The organism is Rhizobium sp. UFLA01-1127 (assembly GCF_059803845.1).
In genome coordinates, this window is the sequence record NZ_JAUQTZ010000041.1 from 16,238 (window position 1) to 39,694 (window position 23,457).

The 23,457-nt window shown below is 61.4% G+C and carries 23 protein-coding genes; 15 read left to right on the top strand and 8 right to left on the bottom strand.

Features of this window, described 5'->3' with window-relative positions; genetic code table 11:
* Window positions 1–68: 68 nt before the first annotated feature.
* The gene (locus Q4Q11_RS12800) at window positions 69–596 is read left to right on the top strand and encodes a gluconokinase (RefSeq protein ID WP_498569700.1); all 528 of its coding nucleotides are present in this window, start codon (window positions 69–71) and stop codon (window positions 594–596) included.
* Window positions 597–602: 6 nt separating this feature from the next.
* On the opposite strand, the gene Q4Q11_RS12805 is transcribed toward Q4Q11_RS12800, so the two are convergent.
* The 3 genes from Q4Q11_RS12805 to Q4Q11_RS12815 all read right to left on the bottom strand — a co-directional run bounded on the left by Q4Q11_RS12805 (window position 603) and on the right by Q4Q11_RS12815 (window position 3,518).
* Window positions 603–1,850 carry an NAD(P)/FAD-dependent oxidoreductase gene (locus Q4Q11_RS12805; protein WP_498569701.1) on the bottom strand — a complete coding sequence of 416 codons (1,248 nt, stop codon included), beginning with the start codon at window positions 1,848–1,850 and terminating at the stop codon, window positions 603–605.
* A 118-nt stretch (window positions 1,851–1,968) separates the two neighbouring features.
* Window positions 1,969–2,466, bottom strand: coding sequence for an isoprenylcysteine carboxyl methyltransferase family protein (locus Q4Q11_RS12810; protein WP_498569711.1), 498 nt, complete (start codon window positions 2,464–2,466; stop codon window positions 1,969–1,971).
* Entirely contained in the window at window positions 2,466–3,518 is a 1,053-nt protein-coding gene (locus Q4Q11_RS12815; RefSeq protein WP_498569712.1) for a type III polyketide synthase, read from the bottom strand. The genes Q4Q11_RS12810 and Q4Q11_RS12815 overlap by 1 nt, the downstream gene beginning before the upstream one ends.
* Window positions 3,519–3,715: 197 nt before the next feature.
* On the opposite strand from Q4Q11_RS12815, the gene Q4Q11_RS12820 reads away from it, so the two are divergent.
* The 5 genes from Q4Q11_RS12820 (at window position 3,716) to Q4Q11_RS12840 (ending at window position 8,221) form a co-directional block, all read left to right on the top strand.
* Window positions 3,716–4,258: a hypothetical protein gene (locus Q4Q11_RS12820; RefSeq protein WP_112513324.1), complete on the top strand. Its 543-nt coding sequence runs from the start codon at window positions 3,716–3,718 to the stop codon at window positions 4,256–4,258.
* Between the two features lie 62 nt (window positions 4,259–4,320).
* Entirely contained in the window at window positions 4,321–4,965 is a 645-nt protein-coding gene (locus Q4Q11_RS12825; protein ID WP_498569713.1) for an RNA polymerase sigma factor, read from the top strand.
* Window positions 4,958–5,761: an anti-sigma factor family protein gene (locus Q4Q11_RS12830; RefSeq protein WP_498569702.1), complete on the top strand. Its 804-nt coding sequence runs from the start codon at window positions 4,958–4,960 to the stop codon at window positions 5,759–5,761. The genes Q4Q11_RS12825 and Q4Q11_RS12830 overlap by 8 nt, the downstream gene beginning before the upstream one ends.
* 145 nt (window positions 5,762–5,906) lie before the next feature.
* The gene (locus Q4Q11_RS12835) at window positions 5,907–7,487 is read left to right on the top strand and encodes a Ppx/GppA phosphatase family protein (protein WP_498569703.1); all 1,581 of its coding nucleotides are present in this window, start codon (window positions 5,907–5,909) and stop codon (window positions 7,485–7,487) included.
* Complete coding sequence (locus tag Q4Q11_RS12840) at window positions 7,484–8,221, top strand: RlmE family RNA methyltransferase (RefSeq protein WP_113213848.1); 738 nt, start codon at window positions 7,484–7,486, stop codon at window positions 8,219–8,221. The genes Q4Q11_RS12835 and Q4Q11_RS12840 overlap by 4 nt, the downstream gene beginning before the upstream one ends.
* Window positions 8,222–8,301: 80 nt before the next feature.
* Here Q4Q11_RS12840 and Q4Q11_RS12845 read toward each other — a convergent pair whose 3' ends face one another.
* Window positions 8,302–9,732: an MFS transporter gene (locus Q4Q11_RS12845; protein WP_112513321.1), complete on the bottom strand. Its 1,431-nt coding sequence runs from the start codon at window positions 9,730–9,732 to the stop codon at window positions 8,302–8,304.
* Between the two features lie 444 nt (window positions 9,733–10,176).
* Between Q4Q11_RS12845 and Q4Q11_RS12850 the strand changes: the two genes are divergently transcribed.
* The 6 genes from Q4Q11_RS12850 (at window position 10,177) to Q4Q11_RS12875 (ending at window position 15,810) form a co-directional block, all read left to right on the top strand.
* A complete protein-coding gene (locus tag Q4Q11_RS12850) occupies window positions 10,177–11,049 on the top strand; it encodes an MBL fold metallo-hydrolase (protein WP_113213846.1) in 873 nt (290 codons plus the stop codon).
* 180 nt (window positions 11,050–11,229) lie between these two features.
* A complete protein-coding gene (guaB, locus tag Q4Q11_RS12855; protein ID WP_112513319.1) occupies window positions 11,230–12,714 on the top strand; it encodes an IMP dehydrogenase in 1,485 nt (494 codons plus the stop codon).
* A gap of 3 nt (window positions 12,715–12,717) precedes the next feature.
* Window positions 12,718–13,308, top strand: a complete 591-nt coding sequence (locus tag Q4Q11_RS12860; RefSeq protein ID WP_498569704.1) for a hypothetical protein — start codon at window positions 12,718–12,720, stop codon at window positions 13,306–13,308.
* Window positions 13,309–13,415: 107 nt separating this feature from the next.
* The gene (locus tag Q4Q11_RS12865) at window positions 13,416–13,838 is read left to right on the top strand and encodes an MAPEG family protein (RefSeq protein ID WP_113222599.1); all 423 of its coding nucleotides are present in this window, start codon (window positions 13,416–13,418) and stop codon (window positions 13,836–13,838) included.
* 142 nt (window positions 13,839–13,980) lie between these two features.
* The gene (locus Q4Q11_RS12870) at window positions 13,981–14,862 is read left to right on the top strand and encodes a dienelactone hydrolase family protein (RefSeq protein WP_112513316.1); all 882 of its coding nucleotides are present in this window, start codon (window positions 13,981–13,983) and stop codon (window positions 14,860–14,862) included.
* A 315-nt stretch (window positions 14,863–15,177) separates the two neighbouring features.
* Entirely contained in the window at window positions 15,178–15,810 is a 633-nt protein-coding gene (locus Q4Q11_RS12875) for a TetR/AcrR family transcriptional regulator (RefSeq protein ID WP_112511257.1), read from the top strand.
* 36 nt (window positions 15,811–15,846) lie between these two features.
* Here Q4Q11_RS12875 and Q4Q11_RS12880 read toward each other — a convergent pair whose 3' ends face one another.
* Entirely contained in the window at window positions 15,847–16,800 is a 954-nt protein-coding gene (locus Q4Q11_RS12880) for a LysR substrate-binding domain-containing protein (RefSeq protein ID WP_112511259.1), read from the bottom strand.
* A gap of 200 nt (window positions 16,801–17,000) precedes the next feature.
* Between Q4Q11_RS12880 and Q4Q11_RS12885 the strand changes: the two genes are divergently transcribed.
* The 3 genes from Q4Q11_RS12885 (at window position 17,001) to Q4Q11_RS12895 (ending at window position 19,800) form a co-directional block, all read left to right on the top strand.
* Window positions 17,001–17,300, top strand: a complete 300-nt coding sequence (locus Q4Q11_RS12885) for a DUF1127 domain-containing protein (protein WP_113213990.1) — start codon at window positions 17,001–17,003, stop codon at window positions 17,298–17,300.
* Between the two features lie 188 nt (window positions 17,301–17,488).
* A complete protein-coding gene (locus tag Q4Q11_RS12890) occupies window positions 17,489–18,067 on the top strand; it encodes a dienelactone hydrolase family protein (protein WP_112511261.1) in 579 nt (192 codons plus the stop codon).
* Window positions 18,068–18,201: 134 nt separating this feature from the next.
* Window positions 18,202–19,800: an ABC-F family ATP-binding cassette domain-containing protein gene (locus tag Q4Q11_RS12895; protein WP_113213841.1), complete on the top strand. Its 1,599-nt coding sequence runs from the start codon at window positions 18,202–18,204 to the stop codon at window positions 19,798–19,800.
* Window positions 19,801–19,808: 8 nt separating this feature from the next.
* Here the strand turns inward: Q4Q11_RS12895 and Q4Q11_RS12900 are convergent, their stop codons facing one another.
* The 3 genes from Q4Q11_RS12900 to Q4Q11_RS12910 form a co-directional block, all read right to left on the bottom strand.
* Window positions 19,809–20,687, bottom strand: coding sequence for an aldo/keto reductase family oxidoreductase (locus Q4Q11_RS12900; protein WP_112511265.1), 879 nt, complete (start codon window positions 20,685–20,687; stop codon window positions 19,809–19,811).
* Between the two features lie 137 nt (window positions 20,688–20,824).
* Complete coding sequence (locus Q4Q11_RS12905; protein WP_112511267.1) at window positions 20,825–21,682, bottom strand: DUF937 domain-containing protein; 858 nt, start codon at window positions 21,680–21,682, stop codon at window positions 20,825–20,827.
* A gap of 248 nt (window positions 21,683–21,930) precedes the next feature.
* Window positions 21,931–23,304, bottom strand: coding sequence for a glutamate--cysteine ligase (locus Q4Q11_RS12910; protein WP_112511269.1), 1,374 nt, complete (start codon window positions 23,302–23,304; stop codon window positions 21,931–21,933).
* Window positions 23,305–23,457 lie beyond the last annotated feature (153 nt).

The following is a 23,457-nucleotide window of genomic DNA, read 5'->3' on the forward strand; positions in this document are numbered from 1 at the left end:
GTTATGAATCGGGCAGATCTGGAGAGCGGTCCTGCCCGATTTGAAATCAATCAATCCGGACAGGCCCTATGCGCGATAATCAAGAACCCCCCCTTGCCATCATCGTCATGGGCGTGAGCGGCAGCGGCAAATCCTCGATCGGCGAAGGTGTGGCGGCCAAGCTCGGCATCCATTTCATCGAAGGCGACGCGCTGCATCCGGCCGCCAATGTCGAGAAGATGAGCAAGGGCGTCCCCCTGACAGACGAGGATCGCTGGCCCTGGCTGGAAAAGATCGGCCAGGAAATTTCGGCAAGTCTTGCGAAAGACGAGGGGGTGGTCGTGACCTGCTCGGCGCTGAAGCGCGTCTATCGCGAGCGCCTGCGGGCCGCAGCCGGCGGCCATCTCTATTTCATCTATCTCGAAGGCTCGAAAGAGCTGCTGACGAAGCGCATGGGCGAACGAAAAGGGCATTTCATGCCGGCGTCGCTGCTCGAAAGCCAGCTGCAGACGCTGGAAGTGCCGACCGGCGAACCCGGTGTCGTGACCGTCGATATCGATGACACGATCGAAGGTATTGTCGAGGCTTCCGTCAAAAGCCTCAAGGCGATTCTCTGAAGCAATTCAGGGCGCAAATCGGTCCGGCGCATAGGCTGAGATATCGATGAAGGGCTTTTCCCCGGTGATGAGCTCGGCGAGCACGCGCCCTGTCACCGGTCCGAGCGTCAGGCCGTGATGGGCGTGGCCGAAGGCGAACCACAGGCCGTTGTGCCGTGGTGCCTTGCCGATGATCGGCATCATGTCGGGCGTGCAGGGGCGGGCGCCCATCCAGGGTTCCGGGTCGAGCCGGTCGCCGAGCGGGAAGGTGGCCCGCGCGACGGCCTCGGCACGGTCGAGCTGCACCGGCGTCTTCGGCGCATCGCGCAAGGCGAATTCCGCGCCGGTGGTCAGTCGAATGCCGCGGCTCATCGGCGCCAGCAGGTAGCCGCGCTCGGCGTCCAGCGTCCAGTTGTTGAGGACGGCATTGCCTTCAGCCGCATAATGCATGTGATAGCCGCGCTTGACGCCGAGCGGAAAGGCGTAGCCGAAGCGTTTCGTCACGACATCGGCCCAGGGGCCGAGCGCCACGACGACATCCTCCGCCTCGACCGATCCTTCCGCTGTCACCATTCTCCAGGCTTTGCCGGCCATGCCGAGGGAGACGGCATCCCCAGTCGTCACGCGGCCGCCTATGCTTTCGAAATAGCGGCGATAGGCTGCGGTCAGCCCATGCGGGTCCAGTACCGACCATGGATCGCGCCAGCGAAGCGCACCGGCAAAGCTGCCCCTGAGATGCGGCTCGGCGGCGGCAAGCTCCGTACTGCTCAAGGCATCGTAGCCGATCCCGAATTCGCGGTTGAGGCGTTCGGCTTCGGCAAACTCGGCATCGCGCTTCTCGTTCGAGCGGAACAGTTCCACCCAGCCGTTCTTGCGAATGAGCTCCTCGGCATGGGAGGCTTCGATGAGATCGTTGTGCTCGCTGACGGAATGCTCGATCAGCGGCGCATAGGCGCGCGAAATCATCTCGTGACGCTTGGTGTTGGAGTTCCACCAATAGCGCGCGAGGAAGGCGATTTGCACGGGCAGCGCCCGCAAATGGTAGTGCGCGTCGATGCGGTTGTTGAAGGCATAGCGCAGCAGCAGGCCGAATTGCTGCGGAAAGCCGTAGGGCACGACCCCCTCGCGCTGGATAAGGCCGGCATTGCCGAAGGATGTTTCCCGGCCGGGCTCTTTCCTGTCGACAAGAATGACCTGCCGCCCCCGTCGCTGCAGATGGATTGCCGTCGAAACGCCGACGATGCCTGCACCGAGAACGATTGAGTCCTTTGTCATATTACCCTGCCATCCGCATGCTCATTGCATTGCCGCCCTGTCCTTATGCATAGCCGGGACCGCGCTGTAAGCATCGAAAATGCCTGCCAAATTTCAGCGGCGCAATTGAAAAATGCCGTTAGGCCGCACTCTGTTTCAGGCAGGCATTTTCGGCGCGGATGCGGATCGCAAGAATGATGCCGTTCAGCACCGAGAAGATCAGGGCGTAGAGTGGCAGGCCGAAGGCGAGCGGCAGCACCGCGATCTCGCCGCTGACGACTGCATAGTTGGGGTGGCTGAGGAAGCGATAGGGGCCTTTGGTCACGAGAGCCGCGCCCGGCAGAACGATGATGCGCGTCGTCCATCGGTCCTTCAGTGTCGCCAGAACCCAGAGACGTACTCCCTGCAGAGCCATGAAGAGCAGGAACCAGATGGGATCGACCGGCCGGCCGACGGCGAAGAGCCACAATCCAATCAGCCAGGCCGAGTGCATCGCCACCATGAAGGGATAGTGTTCCGGCGCATGTTCCCTGGCGCCGCGGGCAAGCAGGGCCGTGGTGTTGTGCCTGGAATAGGCGAGCTCCGCCAGCCGCTGCAGCGTCACGAAAGCAAGAAGCGCGATCGACGGCCACAGCATCATGCGGCCCTCTTCAGGGTGATGCAGCTTGCCGAAAATCCTGGCCCCATGGCGAGCAGTGCGGAACGCTCAGGCAATCCAGCGGCGATTGCGCGCTCCAGTACGAAGAACACGGTGGGGGAGGACATGTTGCCATAGTCGCCGATCACTTCACGCTCGATATCGAGCGATCCTTCTTCGAGGCCGAGTGCGCTCTCGAGCGCTGTCAGCACCTTGGCTCCGCCGGGATGGCAGATGAAGCGGCCGATATCCGCGATCAAAAGCCGGGATCGTTCCAGAATGCCGGCAACGGCGCTCCTGAGATGTGTTTCGGCGAAGACCGGCAGAGATTGTTCGAGCACGATGCCGAAGCCGCTATCGTCGATCTTCCAGCCCATGATGCCGAGACTGTCGGGAAAGAGATGTTCGCCTGACGATTCGATCTCCGCAATGCCGCTTTCGCCTGCCTGCAGCACGCAGGCCGCTCCTCCATCGCCGAACAGCGCGGTGGCAATGATGTTGGGGCGGGTCAGCTCGTCCAGGCGGAAGGCAAGCGAGCAGAGTTCGACCGCAACGAAGAGCACGACGGCGCCTGGCCGGCTCCTGGCCAGCCTCGCCGCAACGGCCAGGCCGGATACGCCCGCCGCGCAGCCGAGCCCGAAAATCGGTACGCGCTCGATGTCGCGGCGGAAGCCCATCTCGCCGGCGAGCCGCGCCTCAAGGCTCGGCGTTGCAAGCCCGGTGGATGAAGCCGTGACGATGCAATCCACCTGGCGGGCCTCAATGCCGGCGCGTTGCAGCGCCTTGGTTGCGGTACGGCGGAAAAGTTCGGACGCGACTTCGGTATAGGCGGTCATGCGGTCCTGCCAGCCATGCGGTTCTTCGAACCAGGAAAGCGGTCTTGCCACATGGCGCTTGCGAATTCCGGTGCTTTCAAAGACGCGGGCAAGATATTTGAAATCCTGAAAGCGGTCCGAGAACAGGCGGCCCGCCGTCTCGGCGGCGTCCGTTTGAAGGATGATGTTGTCGGGTGTTGCAACGGCGAGGCTTAGAAGTTTGACGGTATCGGTCACGAGTTTCACCTGTTGTCCTTGAGGGGCATGTGACGGAAACACGCGATGACGACGGTCTATTCGATGCCGGAGCGGTCACGAAAGAGTGACGGTGCCATAGCATGCGATGCGCCAAAAAAATCTAGGACCAGTCCGAATAAAAGGTGCGGGCGGTGTGTTCTCCTCTCGCAACGTTCATTTTGCCAAGGAGACATCCCATGACGACCAAAGTATTCCGCCTGGCTTCCATTGCCCTCGGCGCAAGCCTGACCCTCGGCGCCTTCGCCGTCCCCGTCTTCGCCGCCGGCGACGATTCGAGCACGACGCCGACCTGCAAGAAGGGCGAGATCTACGATCAGAAGGCGAAGAAATGCGTCAAGCAGCAGGGCGCCAACGTCACCGACGAGAATCGCGCCGATTACGCTTATTCGCTGGCCAAGAAGGATCATCGTTATGAGGAAGCTCTGGCTGTTCTGGATACGATGGAGAACCCGAATACGGCAGAAGCGCTGAACTATCGTGGCTACGTCACCCGCAAGCTCGGCCGCACGGATGAAGGCATCTCCTATTACCAGAAGTCCGTCGCCATGGACCCGAAGTATACGCTGGTTCGTGAATATCTCGGCGAAGCCTATGTCATCAAGGGTCAGATGGATTTGGCAAAGGACCAGTTGAACACGATCAAGACGCTCTGCGGCAATACGAGCTGCGAGGAATATCGCGATCTTCACGCTGCGATCATGAACCCGTCTAGCCTGTGATTACGGGTTCAGGTCGGTGATGAAGACTTTAGGCAGGGAGCTTTGCGAGGGATATGGGAGTGATACCGGTCGCTCGTGGCGCGATTTCCGCCTATAGTCTGACGGCAACGGAGCCGCCGAAAAGGTCGGTGGCTCCGCGACATGCGAACGCGGCGGAGGGTGTCATAGCGAGCGAAGAGGACATCAGGGCAGGCCTGTCCCAGCACCTGACGCGGCTGTGGCGCTACGGCGTGGTGTTGTCGCGCCAGCGGGACGTCGCCGACGATCTCGTTCAGGCGACCTGCGTCAGGGCCTTGGAACGGGCGGCGCAGTTCACATCGGGTACGCGGCTGGATCGCTGGCTGTTTGCCATCCTCCACTCGATATGGCTGAACGAGGTCCGTTCGCGCCGGGTGCGCATGGGGCAGGGCTTCGTCGATGCCGACGAGACGCTGGTTTTCGATGGCGCGCAGGAAACCGAAACGCATATCCTGGCCGGGCAGGTGTTGCAGCGCGTGCAGGCGCTGCCGGAAGCTCAGCGGACCGCCGTGTTCCTGGCCTATGTCGAGGGGCTTTCCTATCGCGAAGTGGCCGAGGTTCTGGAGGTACCGATCGGCACCGTCATGAGCCGGCTGGCGGCGGCGCGGGCGAAGCTGGCGGATGGAATGAGGGTGGCGGCCGACGGAAAAGCGTCCGGAGGCGGGCGACTGGGGAATGGCAATGAGTGAATTGAACAAAGGACAGATGGTCACAGACGAGCAGCTCACCGCCTTCATCGATGGCGAGCTCGATGCCGCCGACCGTAGGAGGATCGAACGATTGATCGCCGATGACGAGCGTGTGGCGGAGCGTTTCGATTTTCTGTCGCATAGCGCGTTGCCCTTCAAGATGGCGTTCGAGCCGATACTCGCCGAGGCCCCTGCCGCGCAGCTGGAAGCCATGCTTGCTGCTATTCCAACAACCGAAAAACCCAAGATGCACGCTGCCGGCATCGGTCGCCGCGGCTTTCTTGCGGCGGTCGCCGCCAGCTTCGTAGCTGCCATCGCCGTCGACCGCGCTGTAATCGGCATCGGCCGCCGGCTTTCAAAGCCGGATGAGGATAGCGAATGGCGTGCCGTGGTTGCCGAATATCTTTCGCTCTACACGGCGGATACGCTGAACGCGCCGGCCGGCGACCATGCGCAGCAGGCCGCGCAGTTGGATGAGGTCGGCAGCAGGCTGAGGCTCTCGCTGGCGCCGGAAGCGATTACCATGCCGGGTGTCGAGTTCAAGCGTGCTCAGATCCTGAATTACGACAGCAAGCCGCTCGCGCAGATCGCCTATCTCGATCCGGAAAGCGGCCCGATGGCACTTTGCATCGTTCAATCCTCCAAGGGTGCGGCGCCGCCGGACATGGAAAATCGCCGGGGTATGAATATCGTCTATTGGTCGAGCCCGACCCATGCCTTCATGCTGATCGGCCACGCGCCGATCGACCGGATGCAGCAACTTGCGACTGATGTCAGAGCTCATCTGATCGCCTGACGGCTGCTTCTGCCGGCGCCAAATTGGCGTGAGCCAAAAAGAATTTGGCGAAAACCCATCCTGCTGGTATTCTCTGCCCAACGAAAATCGAACGAACGCCAGCAGCATGCCCCAAAGGCCTTGCGCGGCGCGGTGGAAAAGATACGTGAGTGACCCCGACAGCGGCCCAGCGCCGCAGGCAAACGGGGCGTCGTCAGCAGAGCGCAGGAAGGGTAAATCCTCCCGGCGCGCGAAGCGTAAGCGCGGCCATGGCCGCCCGAACGTTCATTCTGCGGAGGCCAGCCAGGCAGGCAAGTCCAGCCAGGTGGCACAACGCCCAGCAGAGGATGAGGCCGGTTCACCGGCCAGAAAGCGCAAGCGCCGGCGTCGTGCCCGCGGCGCCGCCCCGGGTGTCGTGCAGCCTGCTTCACAGACACAACAGCTTTCGGCACCGGCAGAGCATCGCGCTTCGCCGGAGCATGGCCATCCATCATCTTCGCACAAGAGCGGCAAGAATCGGCGCAAGCATCGCAGCAAGCGTGGCCTGCAAGGCCGGCCGTTGGCGCATGAGAAAACGGCGCAGATCGTCGCTCCCGCAGATACGTCCGCGAACGCGCACGTCGCGGCACATGATGATCATCGTCAGAACCGGCAATCGCAGCCGCGGCGTGAAGGGCAGGGTCAGCAGCACCATGCCGACGCCGATTCCCGCCCGCTCGACCTTTATGCCGCCCTCGATCTCGGCACCAACAATTGCCGCCTTCTGATCGCGCAGCCGACCCGCCCGGGGCAGTTCCGCGTCGTCGATGCCTTTTCCCGCATCGTGCGCCTGGGCGAAGGGCTTGGTGCCAGCGGGCGCCTGTCGAGCGACGCCATGGACCGGGCAGTGGAAGCGCTGCGTATCTGCGCGGCCAAGCTGAAGACCCGGGAAATCCGCCGCATGCGGCTGATCGCCACCGAAGCCTGCCGCGCTGCCGACAATGGCGAAGCGTTCCTTGCAAGAGTGACGGAAGAGACGGGACTGCGGCTGGAGATCATCGACCGCGAAACCGAAGCGCGGCTTGCCGTCTCTGGCTGCTCGTCTCTCGTCGGGCCGGAGGCGCGATCGGTCGTGCTGTTCGATATCGGCGGCGGCTCTTCGGAAATCGCTGTCATCCGGATCGGCGAAAATCGCTCCAGCCGCCTTGCCAATCACATCACCCATTGGACCTCCCTGCCTGTCGGCGTCGTGACGCTCTCGGAGCGGCATGGCGGACGCGACGTGACGCCGGAGCTGTTCGAGACCATGGTATGCGAGGTCGAACGCATGCTCGAGCGTTTCGATTGCCCGCCGGTGCACGGCGCCGCGCGCGACAGCGGCGATTTTCATCTGATCGGCACTTCGGGCACGGTAACGACGCTTGCCGGTGTCCATCTCGATCTGCCGCGCTACGACCGGCGCCGCGTCGACGGCGTCTGGCTTTCGGATGACGAAGTGAGCGCGATGCAGGCCAAGCTCCTATCCTGGGATTTTGCCGGCCGCGCCGCCAATCCCTGCATCGGACCGGACCGTGCCGATCTGGTTCTGGCGGGATGCGCCATTCTGGAGGCGATCCGCCGCCGCTGGCCGAGCCCGCGCATGCGCGTTGCCGATCGCGGCCTGCGCGAGGGGCTGCTGACCGACATGATGGCAGACGATGGAGTGTGGCGGCGGGGCCGCTCGCGCCGGGGTCATCGACCGAGGGATATGAAGGGGCCGCAGACGTGACCAAGCCAACCATCGCCGGCAACCGCACGGGCCGCAAGCTCGGCCAGCGCGTCAAGAAAAAGAAGCTGAAGGCTTCGTCGCGCCAATGGCTGCAGCGGCATATCAACGATCCCTATGTGCAGCGCGCCCAGCTTGAAGGCTACCGCGCCCGCGCAGCCTTCAAGCTGCTGGAGATCGACGAGAAGCATCACATCCTGAAGGGCGCGCGCCGTATCATCGATTTGGGCGCTGCTCCGGGCAGCTGGTCGCAGATCGCCGCCAAGGTGACCGATTCGACCGAAGAGGATATCCGCGTCGCCGCCATCGACTTTCTCGAAATGGCGCCGATCCCCGGCGTCAGTATCCTGCAGCTCGATTTCCTTGATCCGCAAGCGCCGCAGCGGCTGGTCGATGCCGTCGGCGGCACGCCGGATCTCGTCATCTCCGACATGGCTGCACCGACGACGGGCCATCATCGCACCGATCACCTGCGGACCATGCACCTCTGCGAAGTCGCGGCGCATTTCGCCGTCGAGGTACTGGCCGAAGGCGGGCATTTCCTTGCCAAGACCTTCCAGGGCGGCACGGAGCGCGATCTTCTGACTTTCCTCAAGCAGAATTTCCGTCAGGTCATCCATGTGAAGCCGGGCGCATCCAGAGCCGAGTCGGTGGAAATGTTCCTGCTGGCGAAAGGCTTCAAGGGCCGCAAGCCGGACGCCGAAACGGAAGAAGAGCAATCCGCAGCCGTTCGTTAAATCCGGCGGTTCCCCATCGATAAATCGGCGAAACCCTTGTTATGCTGCGGTCTCGCTGAAGCGTAACGAAAATTGCATCGTCACTTGGCGGCTGGCTGCTGCACCTGCGGCTGCAGCGCCGCAACCCGCTTGAGACCAGCCTTGTGGCCGGAAACCATGGCGCCGGCGCTGCGATCCATCCGGATGAAAGGGATGGTCGCAAGCACGGTCAGGATGGAGATGCAGAAGAAGGCGATGTGGAAATCGCGTACCTGCAGTTCCGTACCGCCGAAGAATGTCGAGGCTTCGAGGATCATGGCGGCGACGGCCACACCGAGCGCAAGGCTGATCTGCTGCATGACGGAGCTCATCGAGGTTGCCTGGCTTGCTTGCTTGTCGCTGATATCCGCGAAGGCAAGCGCATTGATGCCGGTGAAGAAGAACGAGCGAGAGAAGCCGCCGATCAGCAGGACGCCGACGATGATGAGATGCGACGTCCAGGGCTGGAAAAAGCCGGTGCAGATCGTGGTGATGGTCGTAATAGCTGCCGCCGAAAGCAGCGCTGCCTTGAAGCCGACGGCGGTGAAGACGCGGCGGGCGATGAACTTGGTAGTAATCGCGCCGATCGCACCGGCAAAGGTGATGAGGCCGGACTGGAACGGATTGAGACCGAAGCCGAGCTGCAGCATCAGCGGCGTCAGGAAGGGCATGGCGCCGATGCAGATACGGAACAGCGTGCCGCCGGTCACCGAGGCGCGGAAGGTGGCATTCTTCAGCAGCGACAGGTCGAGGATCGGTGCCGGATGCCGGCGCGCATGGCCGATATAGAGGAAGCCGCAGACAAAGCCGATAACGACGGCAGAGATGCCGACGATCGGCGGCAATGCCGGCAGGCTGATGACGGACATGCCGAAGACAACGCCGGAGGCGGCGAACGATGTCAGAAGAAAGCCGATAAAATCGAGCTTCGGCGGCATGGTCGCTTCCACGTCGGGCAGGAAGATCGACGACAGGATGACCCCGACGATGCCGACGGGCACATTGATCAGAAAGATCCAGTGCCAGGAGGCATAGGTGGTGATGAAACCGCCGAGCGGCGGGCCGGCGAGCGGGCCGACCAGTGCGGGAATGGAAAGCAGAGCCATGGCCGAAACTAGATCGCTTTTCTGCGTGGTGCGCACCAGTACGAGGCGCCCGACCGGCGTCATCATCGAGCCGCCGACACCCTGCAGGAAGCGGGCGAAGACGAATTCGAGCAAGCCGCCGGAAAAGGCGCACATGATGGAACCGATGACGAAGACGCAGATGGCGACGCGGAAGATGTTCTTCGCGCCGAAGCGATCCGCCATCCAGCCGCTGATCGGGATGAACACTGCAAGCGATACCATATAGGAGGTCAACGCCAGCTTCAGCGTGATCGGACCGACATGGAGGTCGTTGGCGATCGCCGGCAGCGCTGTGGCGATAACCGTGGAATCCATCTGTTCCATGAAGAGTGCGACGGCGAGGATCAACGGAACGATGCGATTCATAGGCATCCGCCTTGATGGGTCTGTCTTCGGGAAGGCTGCCGCCCACTGCATAATTCCTTACATCGATTCCGGTTTAAGGAATTATGCAGCAGACTGAAAGTGCTGCAGCGACTTTGCGCGTCACATGTGACGCGCGACGCTGTAGGGCGCGATCAGCCGGTCTGTAGTCCTATGCGAAGCTGCTGCCAATCCCGGATTTTGCTCCATGAAGGCTTGGGGATCACGTCTTCGTGATATCCATTGCCGCATGGCAGGGAACGCAGGATTGACATATGCTAAGAGCATGGAAATGCTAAACGCATAAAACGTCGTCCGGTCTATTAGCGGATTTGGATTGTCTTGTCATGATCAAATTTCGGTCGAGCGACTTACCCTTCCAAGCCGCTGCTGCCGGCGGCGACGATAGGCGCAGCTTACGCTGTGCATCAACATAAGGAGTGAAACATGACTGCCGTCCCGCCCCCGGATACGCACCAGTTCAAATTGGGATCCTGCACCGTCACCGTCGTCAAGGACGGCGCAACCATCATGGACAAACCTTGGGAAACCTTCGGTTCAAACCAGACGCCCGACACCGTCCGCAAGCTGCTGGAGCAGAATTTCCTGCCGACGGAAAAACTCGTCAACAGCTATGCGCCGGCCATCATCGATACCGGCTCCGATGTGATCGTCGTCGATACCGGTTTCGGAGCGGGCGGCCGTGCCCGTGGCCTCGGCCGCTTTCGCGAGGGGCTGAAAGCTGCCGGCTATACGCCGGAGCAGGTGACCGTCGTCGCCCTGACGCATCTGCATGGCGATCACATCAACGGGCTGATGGAGGAGGGCGGTCCTGCCTTTCCGAACGCCCGTTATGTCGCCGGCGAGATCGAATATGGGTTCTGGACGGACAAGGCGCGCGAGGGCACGCCGGCGGAAGGCGGCCACAAGGCCGTGCTCGCCAATGTCGTGCCATTCGCCGAAAAGATGACCTTCCTTAGGGATGGCGACCGCGTCGTCAGCGGCATGACTGCCATGCTGGCTCCGGGCCACACACCCGGCCATCTCGTCTTCCATCTCGAATCGGACGGCAGGCAGCTCGTCATGACCGGCGACACCGCCAATCATTACGTCTTGTCGCTCGGCCGCCCGGACTGGGAGGTCCGCTTCGATCTGGACAAACAGCAGGCGGCCAAGACCCGTCGCCGCATCTTCGACATGATCGCCGCCGACCGCATCCCCTTCCTCGGCTTCCATATGCCTTTCCCCGCCGTCGGCTTTGTCGAGAAACAGCCGGAAGGCTTCCGCTACATCCCGAAAACCTATCAGCTGGACGTTTGACAATTGACGGATTGAGAAGAAGCGTGCATCGCCGGCATATCTGCTGGGCTCTTTTTTCTATTCCCTTCCTGTCATAGACGTGTTACCAGCCCTCGCCAACTTCCAAGCAACACTTGCAAGATCGCCCGGTAGACGATTCGTTCCGGGCTTTCCTGTTTTTCACAGACGAAGGAATTGGCCATGGCACGCATTATTGAAACGTCAACCGGGTTGGATGCTCTGACATTCGACGACGTGCTCCTGCAGCCGGGACACTCCGAGGTCATGCCGGGCCAGACGAATATCGCCACCCGCATCGCCCAGGACATCGAGCTCAACCTGCCGATCCTCTCCGCCGCCATGGACACGGTAACGGAAAGCCGCCTTGCGATCGCCATGGCTCAAGCGGGCGGCATGGGCGTCATCCACCGCAATCTGACGCCGGTGCAGCAGGCCGAAGAGGTCCGCCAGGTCAAGAAGTTCGAAAGCGGCATGGTGATCAATCCGGTTACCATCGGTCCTGACGCGACGCTTGCCGAAGCTCTTGCCTTGATGAAGGCCCATGGTATTTCGGGCATCCCGGTCGTCGAAAAGTCGCATCGTCTCGTCGGCATCCTCACCAACCGCGATGTCCGCTTCGCCTCCGACCTCTCGCAGAAGATCTACGAGCTGATGACCCGCGAGAATCTGGTCACGGTCACGGACAACGTCCAGCAGCACGAGGCCAAGCGCCTGCTGCACAAGCACCGTATCGAAAAGCTGCTGGTTATCGACGGCGATAGCCGTCTGGTCGGTTTGATCACGGTCAAGGATATCGAGAAGTCGCAGCTCAATCCGAACGCCTCGAAGGATGCGCAGGGCCGTCTGCGTGCCGCTGCCGCCATCAGCGTCGGCGATGACGGCTTCGAACGCGCCGAGCGCCTGATCGACGCCGGTGTCGACCTTCTGGTCGTCGATACCGCCCACGGTCACTCGCAGCGTGTTCTCGATGCCGTCACCCGCGTCAAGAAGCTTTCCAACTCGGTCCGCATCATGGCCGGCAATGTCGCCACCTATGACGGCACGCGGGCGCTGATCGATGCCGGCGCGGATGCCGTCAAGGTCGGCATCGGCCCCGGTTCCATCTGCACGACCCGCATCGTCGCGGGTGTCGGTGTGCCTCAGCTCGCCGCCATCATGTCGGCGGTGCAGGCAGCGCAGGACCAGAACATCCCTGTCATCGCCGATGGCGGCATCAAGTTCTCCGGCGACCTGGCAAAGGCGATCGCCGCCGGCGCATCCGCCGCCATGATCGGTTCGCTGCTGGCCGGCACGGATGAAAGCCCGGGCGAGGTCTATCTGTATCAGGGCCGCTCCTTCAAGGCCTATCGCGGCATGGGCTCGGTCGGCGCCATGGCGCGCGGCTCGGCCGATCGTTATTTCCAGGCGGAGGTCCGCGATACGCTGAAGCTCGTGCCGGAAGGCATCGAAGGCCAGGTTCCCTACAAGGGCTCCGTCTCCGGCGTGCTGCATCAGCTCGCAGGCGGCCTCAAGGCTGCCATGGGCTATGTCGGTGGCGCCGATCTCAAGTCCTTCCAGGAGCGCGCGACCTTCGTGCGCATCTCGGGCGCGGGCCTGCGCGAAAGCCATGCTCATGACGTCACGATCACCCGCGAAAGCCCGAACTATCCGGGCGCAGGCGGCTGATCGATGGCGGATCGCGCTCAGGGCAACGCCAGGTCCTTGCAGGGCCTGGCGGCGATCTTGGCAGCTCTTTCCCTGGCGCTTTTTGCCTGGATCTATGCCGGCTTCGTCAGAGCGTTCAGCGAGACCGCAGCCGGCCAGCAGATGCTGGATGCGCGCATCGGCGGCTATGAGCGCGACGATGTCCTTGCCATGCTGGGCTACCTCAAGGATCATCCCGATCCGGCTGGCATCCTGCATTCCATGTATCTCGGGCCGGAGCTGATCTTTCCGCTGGTGTTGGGCGGGCTGCTGTTCTGCCTGATACGGCTGATCGGCCCTGGGGGCTTTTTCTTCGGCCGGCCGATCCCGCCCGGCGCAACCGCAGTCATTTTCTGCCTGCCGATCTTTTATACGCTTATCGATTACGCCGAGAATATTGCCGGCCTAATACTTTATCCGCCGGCAACGCCGTCCGAGGCCACGATATCGCTGCTTGCGAGCCTGCTGCCGATCATCATGCGGCTGAAATTCCTGACACTGGTGGTTACCGTTATTCTGCTGGCCCGCTTCGCAATTTTTCGCTACCTGTCGCCGGACGGCTCAAAGCCGTCCTGATCGACTACAGCGACCTTCGCGCATCATACGTGACGCGCGAAGGTCGCTGTAGCATTTTAAAGCTATACAGTGGTTCGGTTTTCGGAAATTCCAAAGGAGTTGGCGGCGTGACAGGCTACGAAATGTTCTGGCCCATGGTGGCGCATGCGGTGCTGGTCTTCATCCTCTATGCGCTCCTGGGATGGCGTCGCCGCGTTGTGGTGAGAGCCGGCCGAATCCAGCCCGCGCAATTTCGGGAGAATCATGCAGCCAACGAGCCGGCAGAAAGCCTGGCGGTGCGCAACAGTCTTGCCAATCAGTTCGAGCTCCCTTTGCTCTTCCACGTCTGCTGCATCGTGCTCTACACGACCCAGGCGGATAATCTGCTTTCCGTAATCCTTGCCTGGATCTTCGTCGTCACGCGCTACGCCCATGCCTTCGTGCATGTGACGAGCAACGACCTGCGCTATCGCAGCCCGCTCTTCACTCTCGGCTTTTTGGCGCTTGCCGGCATGTGGGCCTGGCTCGGCATCTGGCTTGCCTTTTCCTGATGCCGCTGCTTCAACGCGATGACAACCTGCGGTAACGCGTTTGTGTTTTTCCTTTACCGTTACGGGGCTACCCGCTGACCTATCTTGTCAGCAGGTGGTTGGGCGTTTGTGCCTGCTGCCAGGGAACAGGGAGAACAGGATCATGAGCACGGAAAGGCCGGTTGTGACGCAGGCGATGATCGACGCCTACGACGAATACACGCATCTGACGCTCGATCGCCGCGGTTTCATGGAAAAGCTGACCAAGCTCGCAGGCTCAGCCGGCGCTGCCGCTGCCATCGCGCCGCTGCTCGCCGCCAACAAGGCAAGCGCCGAGATTATTGCCGCCGATGACGGCAGGCTGGACACAAAGGACGTGACGTTCGCTGGCAGCAAGGGTGAGATGAAAGGGTATCTCGCCCGCCCGAAAGATGCGAGCGGCAAGCTCGGTGGTGTCATCGTCATCCATGAAAACCGCGGTCTCAATCCGCATATCCGCGATGTCGCCCGCCGCATGGCGCTGGAAGGGTTCGTGGCGCTGGCGCCGGATTTCCTTTCGCCGCTCGGCGGCACGCCTGAGGATGAAGACAAGGCGCGCGACATGTTCACCAATCTCGATCCGGCACTAACGGCCGCCAATGCCGAGGCGAGCCTGACCTACCTTGAGAAGGCTGATGGTGCCAACGGCAGGGTCGGTGCCGTCGGCTTTTGCTGGGGCGGCGGCCTCGTCAATCGTTTCGCGACGGTCTCGCCGGAGTTGAGGGCGGGTGTCGCCTATTATGGCGCGCAGCCACCGGCAGGCGACGTGCCGAAGATCAAGGCGGCTCTGCAGCTCCATTATGCCGGGCTGGACGATCGCATCAACGCCGGCATCGATGCCTATCGCAAGGAGCTGCAGGCGGGCGGCAAGACCTTCGAGATATTTGTCTACGAAGGCGTCAATCATGCCTTCAACAATGACACTTCGGCGGCCCGCTACGACAAGAAGGCGGCCGATCTGGCTTGGGGCAGGACGGTTGAATTCCTGAGGAAGTACGTGTCCTGACGTATGCCGCGCAAAGCTGCACAGCGGCTTTGCGACAACGACAAGCGCAAGATCGAAGATCTGAACCGCAAGAAGCGAATCTGAAAGATCGCGGCGTGCTTTGGAACGATACGAATCCTTACCTCCGGCTTACCGGCCATGGGCTGATTACGAGAGGCGGAAACCATGTTTCCGCCTCGGTTCGGGAGTTCTCCGATGGCTCCTAAGTGATGATTAAAATTGAGCTTTTCCCGTTTACGCGCATTGAACGCGTCGAATGTCATAGCGTCTGCCACGCTTGAGCGTCGTTCTGCATGAAAATGAAACGGGTAGAGAATGAATTCGAAAAATCCCGACCGCGTCACGTTCCGCAAAAGACCCCAGCAGGAACGAAGTATTCAGCGTGTCGATGCCATACTGGCAGTCGCTGCCAGGCTGATTGCGGAAAAGGGCATCAGCGCAACCAGGATGACGGAACTTGCGGCCATTGCCGGAATTCCCATCGGTTCCGTCTATCAGTATTTCCCCGACAAGGCGGCGATCGTCCGCGCCTTGCTCGACCGGCATTCCACTCTGATCCAGCAGAAGGTCGAGGAAGCCTTTTCCGTGGTGACGTCGCTCGGCCACGCCGTCGAGCTGGCCTGTGGTATGATCGATTGGTATTACCACGAGTTTCGTAATGAGCCCTCCTATCTCGGCGTATGGCTCGGAACGGAGATCGACAGGGATATCCTGCGGATCAACATGCAGCATAGCAATCGCGTCGCCGAGATATTTCTGGAGAGCATCCAACCGTTCCTGCTGCCCGAAAGCCGCATCGACCTGAAGGCACGCACCCAGCTTTTCAGCCATCTGATCGGCGCATCGGTCCGCTTCGCCATTATGAGCGACGACGAGATGGCGCTGCGCATGCTGTACGAATGGAAGCAGGTGATCCGTGCGACCTTGCTGGCGGAGCCGGTTCCGTAACGGCGGCCGATGATGTTCCGTTGATGAGCTGTGCGCTCACCAGCCCGGCAGGATATGCCCAGCGCGCAGACGCGGATAATAGCGCGTATAGGTCTTCACATCGCCATCGAGGTCGTCGTCCACCGCAGCCGGCGTGATGTTGTCGAGGCAGGCGGAGATGTGAGCCGTGATGGCATTCATCAGCGATACGGAAAGCCCCGCCCGCTTCATGATGCCGATCTGCACCGGCGGCAGCGGCGGGAAGCCGTCGGCCTGCGTCAGCACCTTCATGCCGGTCCGGAGCGCCGATTCCGGCATAACCGAAACCGCCATGCCGGCAAGCACGGCCGCGGCAACGACGGTGCAGGACCAGCTCGTGAACAGGATCTGGTAATCGCGGCCGCCGGCATCGAGCGCCGAGCAGGCAAGCTGGCGCCACTGACAGTCGCGCCGGCCGACGGCGAGCGGAATGGGTGCATCGTCCCGCAGCGGATGGTTGGCCGAGCCGACCCAGCAGAGCGGCTCCGTCCGCACCACGTCGGACATGCGCTCGCGCGGATTGTGGGTGACGAGCGCGATATCGAGCTCGCCGCGATGCATGCGCTCGGCAAGATCGACCGAGGGCTCGCAGACGATGTAGAGCTCGACATTCGGATGCGTTTTGGCGAAGCGGCCGATGATTTCAGGCATATAGCGGTCGGCATAATCGTCCGGCGTGCCGATGCGCAGCGTGCCCTCGAGGCGATTGTCGTCGAAGGCGGCAATGGCCTCGTTGTTGAGGCGAATGATGCGCCGGGCATAGTTGAGCAACTTGTCGCCTTCGGCGGTCAGGCGGTTGCCGCGTCCATCCTTGATGAATAGCTGCTTGCCGACGCGCTCTTCCAGCCGGCGCATCTGCATGGAGACGGCCGATTGGGTCTTGAATACCCGGTCGGCTGCCTTGGTGAAGCTGCCGGAATCCACGATTGCGATGAAGGTCTGCAACTGATCGATATCAAGCGGCGCGGACATGGGTTCACCTATAAAGGAGTTTGATAGTTATCATTAGAAACATTCGTTGGACTGATCAATAGGGCTTTGGCATCTTCCTAATGCAATTCAGCATACCAATCGAACAGAAAACCCTGTCGAACTCCTCCCGGCCTACGCCCTTTTCCGGATGACTGGAAAGGGGCTTGGCTGGCGTGTGCCCCAAGGAAAGGATTATGGAAATGCGCACGACAGATCGGACCCTTGACCTCGGCCTTGCAACGCCTTCGCTGTCGCTGACGGCGCGCATGATGCTTGCTTTGGGTAATGTCGCATCGATCTGGCGCGCAATCCGAAATCGCCGGGAGATCAATTATCTGAACGAGCTGAACGACAGTCAGTTGCGCGATATCGGCCTCACCAGGCAGGATCTGAACGCTGCGCTGACCACCTCGACCTTCTTCGGGGATCCGTCCGGCCATCTCACCAATTCCGCGCGTCGCTGCACGCGCTCCTCCGCCGTCAGCAGCTTTAGAGGCTGATGGCGGACCGATAGTTTCCCCGCAGGGTGATAGCCAATAAGCCCTGCCTCTTTCCCGGTGTTCGGCCTCAGGGCCAACACCGGGTTTTTTCTTTCTGAAGACGGCGTTTCCGTCATAGATCATGTGCGGGAAAGTTGCTTCCGGCTGCAACTGTCTTATCTAACGATGCGAACAGCAGGGAAGCGACGATGGCAACGGTGATCTTCTTCCACTCCGTCTACGGCTTGCGCTCGCTCGAGCATGAGGCCGTCGAGCGAGTGCAGGCGGCTGGACACAAGGCTTTCGCGCCAGATCTCTATGACGGGCTGATAGCGCGGACCATCGAAGAAGGCTTCGAATTCAAGGACGAGATCGGCTGGCCGACGATCTGCGAGCGTGCCGAATGGGCGCTGGCGGGCTTACCTGCCTCCACCATTCTTGCCGGATTTTCGATGGGGGCTGCGGTCGCCGCGAGCCTCTGGCCGAAACGGGAGAAGACCGCGGGCATCCTTTTCCTGCATGGCATCGCCACCATTGCCGAGAATGCGCGCAAGGGCCTGCCGCTGCAGCTTCACCTGGCCGAGCCCGACCCATTCGAACCGGAAGAAGACGTTGCGGCCTGGCAGCAGGCCGTCGAACGGTCCGGAACCGCTGCCGAGATTTTCCGATATTCGGGCGGAGGCCATCTTTATACGGACGCCAGCTTGCCCGACTACAATGCCAGGGCGGCCGATCTCACCTGGAAGCGGGTTATCAATTTTCTCGATGCCATCGACGCCCAAGCTTGAACGACCCCAACTTGAAACGGCGCAACTTGTCGCTTAGCTTATAGGCATCGACAATACCAACAGGATGTGTGCAGCAATGGATTCCACCTCGACCGCAATGCCGTTCAGCCTTGCCATCGGGGAAATTTTTGCTCATGTCCAAATCCATCGTTCTATCCGATCTTTCGTGGTCCACGCCTGACGGCCGGCCGCTTCTTTCTCATCTCGATCTGAGTTTCGGTGCCGAGCGCACCGGCCTTGTCGGCCGCAACGGTGTCGGCAAGACGACGCTGATCAGGCTTGTTTCCGGCGAACTCCAGCCGCAATCCGGCAGCATCTCGTTTGACGGCCGGCTGGGAATCCTGCGCCAGAACGTGCAGGTGCACGCCGAAGAAACCGTTGCCGATCTCTTCGGTGTAACCGAGGCCATTGCCGTCTTGAAGCGCGCGGAAGCCGGCGAGGCGACCAATGACGAACTCGCCTCGGCGGACTGGACGCTCGAGGCGCGCACCGCCGCGGCCCTTGATCGCATCGGGCTCGACGTCATGCTGGAAACGCCTCTCGTGACGCTATCAGGCGGGCAGCGCACGCGCTGCGGCCTTGCTGCCCTCATCGTAGACGATCCCGATTTCCTGATCCTCGACGAGCCCACCAACAATCTGGATCGCGACGGCCGCGCCGCGGTGATCGACCTGCTGGCAGACTGGAAGGCAGGCGCCATCGTCATCAGCCATGACCGCGAATTGCTCGACACCATGGATGCGATTGTCGAGTTGACATCGCTCGGCGCCTCTCGCTATGGCGGCAACTGGAGCCAGTATCGCGAGCGCAAGGCATTGGAGCTTTCCGCCGCCGAGCATGATTTCGCCGAGGCGGAGAAGCGTGTCGCCGAGGTGGAGAGAAATGCGCAGGCAGCCGTCGAGCGGCAGGCGAGGCGGGACAAGGCCGGCCGGAAGATGGCGGCCAAGGGCGGTATCCCGCGCATCATGCTCGGCGGTTTGAAGGAGCGGGCCGAAATGACGGGTGGAGAGATCTCGCGGCTTGCCGAGCGCCGTCGCGGCCAGGCCTTGCAGGATGCCGCTGCGGCCCGCGAAAAGATCGAGATCCTACAGCCCCTGACCGTCAAGCTGCCGACATCAGGATTGCCGGCAAACAGGATCGTCCTTAAGATGGAAAGCGCCACCGCTGGCTACGAGCCAGAACGGCCGATCTTCGAGGACTTCGATTTCATCATGACCGGGCCGGAGCGCGTCGCCGTCACCGGGCCGAACGGCTCGGGCAAAACAACGTTGCTTGCCCTGATCTCCGGCGCGCTCAAACCCTGGAGCGGAACGGTACGGGTTGTCCATTTCGCCCTTCTGGATCAGCGAGTAAGCCTACTCGACCCGTCGCTTTCGATCCGCGACAATTTCAGGCGGATCAATCCGGATGCGGACGAGAATGCCTGCCGCGCCGCGCTGGCCCGCTTCATGTTCCGGGCCGATGCGGCTCTGCAGGTCGTGTTCAGCCTCAGCGGCGGCCAGCTTCTGCGTGCCGGGCTTGCCTGCGTGCTCGGCGGCCGGGTGCCGCCTTCGCTGCTGATCCTCGATGAACCAACCAATCATCTGGACATCGATTCCATCGCGGCTGTTGAAGCGGGGCTTCGGGCCTATGACGGTGCACTTCTGGTCGTCAGCCACGATGAAGTGTTTCTGGAGAATATCGGAGTAAAAAGACGGCTCGAGCTGCCTGCCCGAGCCGTCTCCGATCGATGAGGGGTGCGTCAGGCGTGGCCAGCACCGGCGATGCGATCGAGTTCGGCGATCGCATCTTCCGGCAGCTTCAGCTCGGCGGCCGCGATATTCTGCCTGAGATGAGCAAGCGACGAGGTACCCGGAATAAGGAGGATGTTCGGCGCACGCTGCAGCAGCCAGGCAAGCGCCACCTGCATCGGCGTGGCGTTCAGGCGGGCGGCGACATCGGAGAGCGAGGAGGATTGCAGCGGTGTAAAGCCGCCGAGCGGGAAGAAAGGCACATAGGCGATGCCGTCGCGTTCAAGTTCATCGACCAGCGCGTCATCCGCGCGCTGCGCCAGATTGTAGAGGTTCTGCACGCAGACGATATCGGTAATCCTGCGGCCTTCGGCGATCTGGTTGCGCGTGACATTGCTCAGCCCTATATGGCGTACCAGACCTTGCCGTTTAAGCTCCGCAAGGGCGGTCAGCGGCGCCTCGATTGAGCCCTCGGCCGGGTGATGCGGGTTGAGCATGATGCGGAGGTTGACGACATCGAGCACGTCGAGCTGCAGATTGCGCAGATTGTCGTGCACCGCCTGCTTCAGCTCATCGGCGGAGAAGGCCGGCAGCCAGGAGGCATCCGCGCCGCGCCGTGCGCCGATTTTTGTGACGATGACGAGATCGTCGCGATAGGGATAGAGCGCTTCCCGGATCAGCTGGTTGGTCACATGCGGACCGTAGAAGTCGCTGGTGTCGATGTGGTCGACGCCGGAAGCGATGGCTTCGCGCAGGACCGCGAGCGCGGTGTCATGGTCCTTCGGCGGGCCGAACACGCCGGGGCCTGCGAGCTGCATGGCGCCGTAGCCGAGCCGTTTGACCTTGCGGTCCCCAAGGGTGAAGCTGCCGGATTGATCGATGCTGGACATGGCTATCTCCTTTCAAGATGAAAGCAGAAATAGGCCCAGTCTCAGTGTATGATAAGCGGGCGTAATGCGCACGGGCTGTGCGGAATTACGAACAATCGATCGAGATCGAAAGTGACGGCCCATCGTCACTCTTGTTTTTATGCCGGCTTGTCCTGTGCTTTCAGATAGTTGTCGAAGATCGTTTCCATGTTCTTCTGATAGCTCTTCTGCACCTCGAGACCGCTGTCGAACATGGCGTTGAACATCTCGGTGTAGGCGGCCATGTCGATGCCGGCGGCGGCCTTGGCCTTCGGTTCTTCCTTCGGCGGCTCTGCCGGCATCGGGAAGTTCTTCATCATGTCCTGAAACGCCTTGGCAAAGGGATTGTCGAGGAATGGATTGGTCTGCGCCGGCTTCTCGCGTTTGACCGAATCGGCGCCGAACATCAATTCCATCGCCTGGGTGAAGGGGTTGTCGAAGATGCTCGCCTGCGGCGTCGGCTGCTGCTTCGGCGCAAAGCCGATGCTCCGCAGCCAGCCCTGCATCATCTCGCCCATATCGGTATTGAGGAAGGGATTGGCCATCTGCGGGATCTGGCCGCTCGTTTCCTTGAAGAGGCCGCCCATCAGTGTGTCCGCCATGGCGGGCAACATGCGCTTGTAGATTTCCTGGCCGATGCCGGTCATCTGCGCTGCCTGCACCGCGATCGCGCGAGATACGTCCTTGGAGCCGAAAAGTCTTCCGAGTACGGCGTTACCATCGGCGATGCCTTCTGGCGTGAAGGCCTTGGTCATGTCCTCGAAATATTTGGCATAATTTCCGGAACTGATGTCCTGCATCACGCCGACGAAGTTATAGGGATCGGTCGCGCTACGCTTGAAGCCGGACGAGAAGGCCGGCATCAGTGCCGCCATCGCCTTGGTCGCCTGCTCTTGCGCAAGGTTGAACTGCTTGGCCATGGCTTCCGTGGCGGCGCCGTTTTGGGCCTGCATCATCATGTCGAAGAGTGGCAGCATCGAAGTCCCTTTCCCCGCTAGAGCGTGATGCCGAAAAGTGTAGGCGGTTTTCGGATGACATCACGCTCTGCTTCTTTGTTTCTAGAGCGGATTCAGATTTTAGGTCGAACAGACCTAAAATCATCCGGCTCTAGGAGGCCGCTTCGGAATCAGGCGGCGCTTGCTTGCAGCAGTATAGCGGGAAAAAAAGGAGCGCCTACCGGTTTCTGTCCCGGCGTGACCGGGTAATAACGGCAGGCAATCGCCTATCAGTATTGATATTCCTCGAAAATCGGCTCGACCGACTGGTTCCAGCGGCCATTATAGAGCATCAGCAGATCGTCGGCGAGCGTGCCCTTCTTGGCAAGCACTTCGTCGAGCGGTGCGAGGAAGACGGTTTCGTCCTGTCCATCGCCGTTCAAGCGCTTGCGGTTCTTCAGGCCAAGGCGGGAAATGCCGACCGCCTCGCGCGCGACATCGAGCAGGCTGTGGCCTTTGATGGAAGCCTTCAGGCCCTGTGCAGGCACGACGTCACGCAGCGCATTGACCTCCTGGAAGTTCCAATCCTTGGTCAGTTCATCGGCTGCGGTCAGTGCCTCGTCATCATAGAGCAGGCCGACCCAGAAGGCCGGCAGCGCACAGATGCGGCGCCACGGGCCACCGTCCGCGCCGCGCATTTCGAGGAAGCGCTTGAGGCGCACGTCCGGGAAGAGGGTGGAGAGATGGTTCGTCCAGTCGCCCATCGTCGGTTGCCAATCGGCGATTTCGCCCTTCAGCGCGCCCTCCATGAACTGGCGGAAGGTGACATGCGTACAGTCGTGATAGCGGCCGTCGCGAACCACGAAATACATCGGAACATCGAGCGCCCACTTCACATAGTCTTCAAAGCCGAAATCGTCGCGGAAGGTAAAGTCGAGCAGGCCGCTGCGGCGGTTGTCGGTGTCGCGCCAGATATCGCCGCGCCAGGAGGAAAGACCGTTCGGCTTGCCTTCGGTAAACGGTGAGGAGGCAAAGAGCGCAGTCGCCAGCGACTGCAGCTTCATCGATACGCGCATCTTGCGGCGCATGTCGGCTTCCGACGAGAAATCGAGATTCACCTGGATCGTGCAGGTGCGGTACATCATGTCGAGACCCTTGGTGCCGACCTTCGGCATGTAGCGGGTCATGATCTCGTAGCGAGATTTCGGCATGCGCGGTGTTTCGGCGAGTGTCCACTTCGGGCTGCCGCCGATGCCGAGGAAGCGGATACCCATCGGCTCGGCGATCTCGCGCACCGTTGCCAGATGATTGTTCGATTCCTTGCAGGTCTGATGGATGGTTTCGAGCGGCGCACCCGACAGCTCGAACTGGCCGCCTGGCTCGATCGAGATCGCGCCCATGCCCGAGGGTTCGCCTAGCCCGATGATGTTGTCGCCGTCCATGATCGGGTCCCAGCCGCTCTTCGTCTGCAGCCCCTTGAGGAGTGCGGAAATGCTGGCCTCACCGAAATAGGGCACGGGGCTGTTGTCGGCGCGGAAGAACACGAATTTCTCGTGCTCGGTGCCGATGCGGAACTTCTCCTTCGGCTTGTTGCCGGCGGCCAGATAGGCCGTCATTTCCGAGACCGAGGAGAGCGGAGTCTGGTCGGTGGTATCGCGCGCCATGGTATTACCTTAGATCTCGGAGGAGAACCCGCGCCAGCCGCAGGTCAATGGGAGGGTGATTGACGCGGATTGAGGTACGGTGCAAGTGAATTTCTTTCAAGGGTCGTTCAAAAAAATAGGATTTTATGTCTCGCCGGTGCATCAAGGCTGTGA

Excerpts from the sequence above, each read along its gene's own strand:
- Q4Q11_RS12800 (WP_498569700.1), top strand. The coding sequence starts at position 69 with ATGCGCGATAATCAAGAACCCCCCCTTGCCATCATCGTCATGGGCGTG.
- Q4Q11_RS12805 (WP_498569701.1), bottom strand. The coding sequence starts at position 1,850 with ATGACAAAGGACTCAATCGTTCTCGGTGCAGGCATCGTCGGCGTTTCG.
- Q4Q11_RS12810 (WP_498569711.1), bottom strand. The coding sequence starts at position 2,466 with ATGCTGTGGCCGTCGATCGCGCTTCTTGCTTTCGTGACGCTGCAGCGG.
- Q4Q11_RS12820 (WP_112513324.1), top strand. The coding sequence starts at position 3,716 with ATGACGACCAAAGTATTCCGCCTGGCTTCCATTGCCCTCGGCGCAAGC.
- Q4Q11_RS12830 (WP_498569702.1), top strand. The coding sequence starts at position 4,958 with ATGAGTGAATTGAACAAAGGACAGATGGTCACAGACGAGCAGCTCACC.
- Q4Q11_RS12845 (WP_112513321.1), bottom strand. The coding sequence starts at position 9,732 with ATGAATCGCATCGTTCCGTTGATCCTCGCCGTCGCACTCTTCATGGAA.
- Q4Q11_RS12850 (WP_113213846.1), top strand. The coding sequence starts at position 10,177 with ATGACTGCCGTCCCGCCCCCGGATACGCACCAGTTCAAATTGGGATCC.
- guaB (WP_112513319.1), top strand. The coding sequence starts at position 11,230 with ATGGCACGCATTATTGAAACGTCAACCGGGTTGGATGCTCTGACATTC.
- Q4Q11_RS12860 (WP_498569704.1), top strand. The coding sequence starts at position 12,718 with ATGGCGGATCGCGCTCAGGGCAACGCCAGGTCCTTGCAGGGCCTGGCG.
- Q4Q11_RS12870 (WP_112513316.1), top strand. The coding sequence starts at position 13,981 with ATGAGCACGGAAAGGCCGGTTGTGACGCAGGCGATGATCGACGCCTAC.
- Q4Q11_RS12875 (WP_112511257.1), top strand. The coding sequence starts at position 15,178 with ATGAATTCGAAAAATCCCGACCGCGTCACGTTCCGCAAAAGACCCCAG.
- Q4Q11_RS12880 (WP_112511259.1), bottom strand. The coding sequence starts at position 16,800 with ATGTCCGCGCCGCTTGATATCGATCAGTTGCAGACCTTCATCGCAATC.
- Q4Q11_RS12885 (WP_113213990.1), top strand. The coding sequence starts at position 17,001 with ATGCGCACGACAGATCGGACCCTTGACCTCGGCCTTGCAACGCCTTCG.
- Q4Q11_RS12890 (WP_112511261.1), top strand. The coding sequence starts at position 17,489 with ATGGCAACGGTGATCTTCTTCCACTCCGTCTACGGCTTGCGCTCGCTC.
- Q4Q11_RS12895 (WP_113213841.1), top strand. The coding sequence starts at position 18,202 with ATGTCCAAATCCATCGTTCTATCCGATCTTTCGTGGTCCACGCCTGAC.
- Q4Q11_RS12900 (WP_112511265.1), bottom strand. The coding sequence starts at position 20,687 with ATGTCCAGCATCGATCAATCCGGCAGCTTCACCCTTGGGGACCGCAAG.
- Q4Q11_RS12905 (WP_112511267.1), bottom strand. The coding sequence starts at position 21,682 with ATGCTGCCACTCTTCGACATGATGATGCAGGCCCAAAACGGCGCCGCC.
- Q4Q11_RS12910 (WP_112511269.1), bottom strand. The coding sequence starts at position 23,304 with ATGGCGCGCGATACCACCGACCAGACTCCGCTCTCCTCGGTCTCGGAA.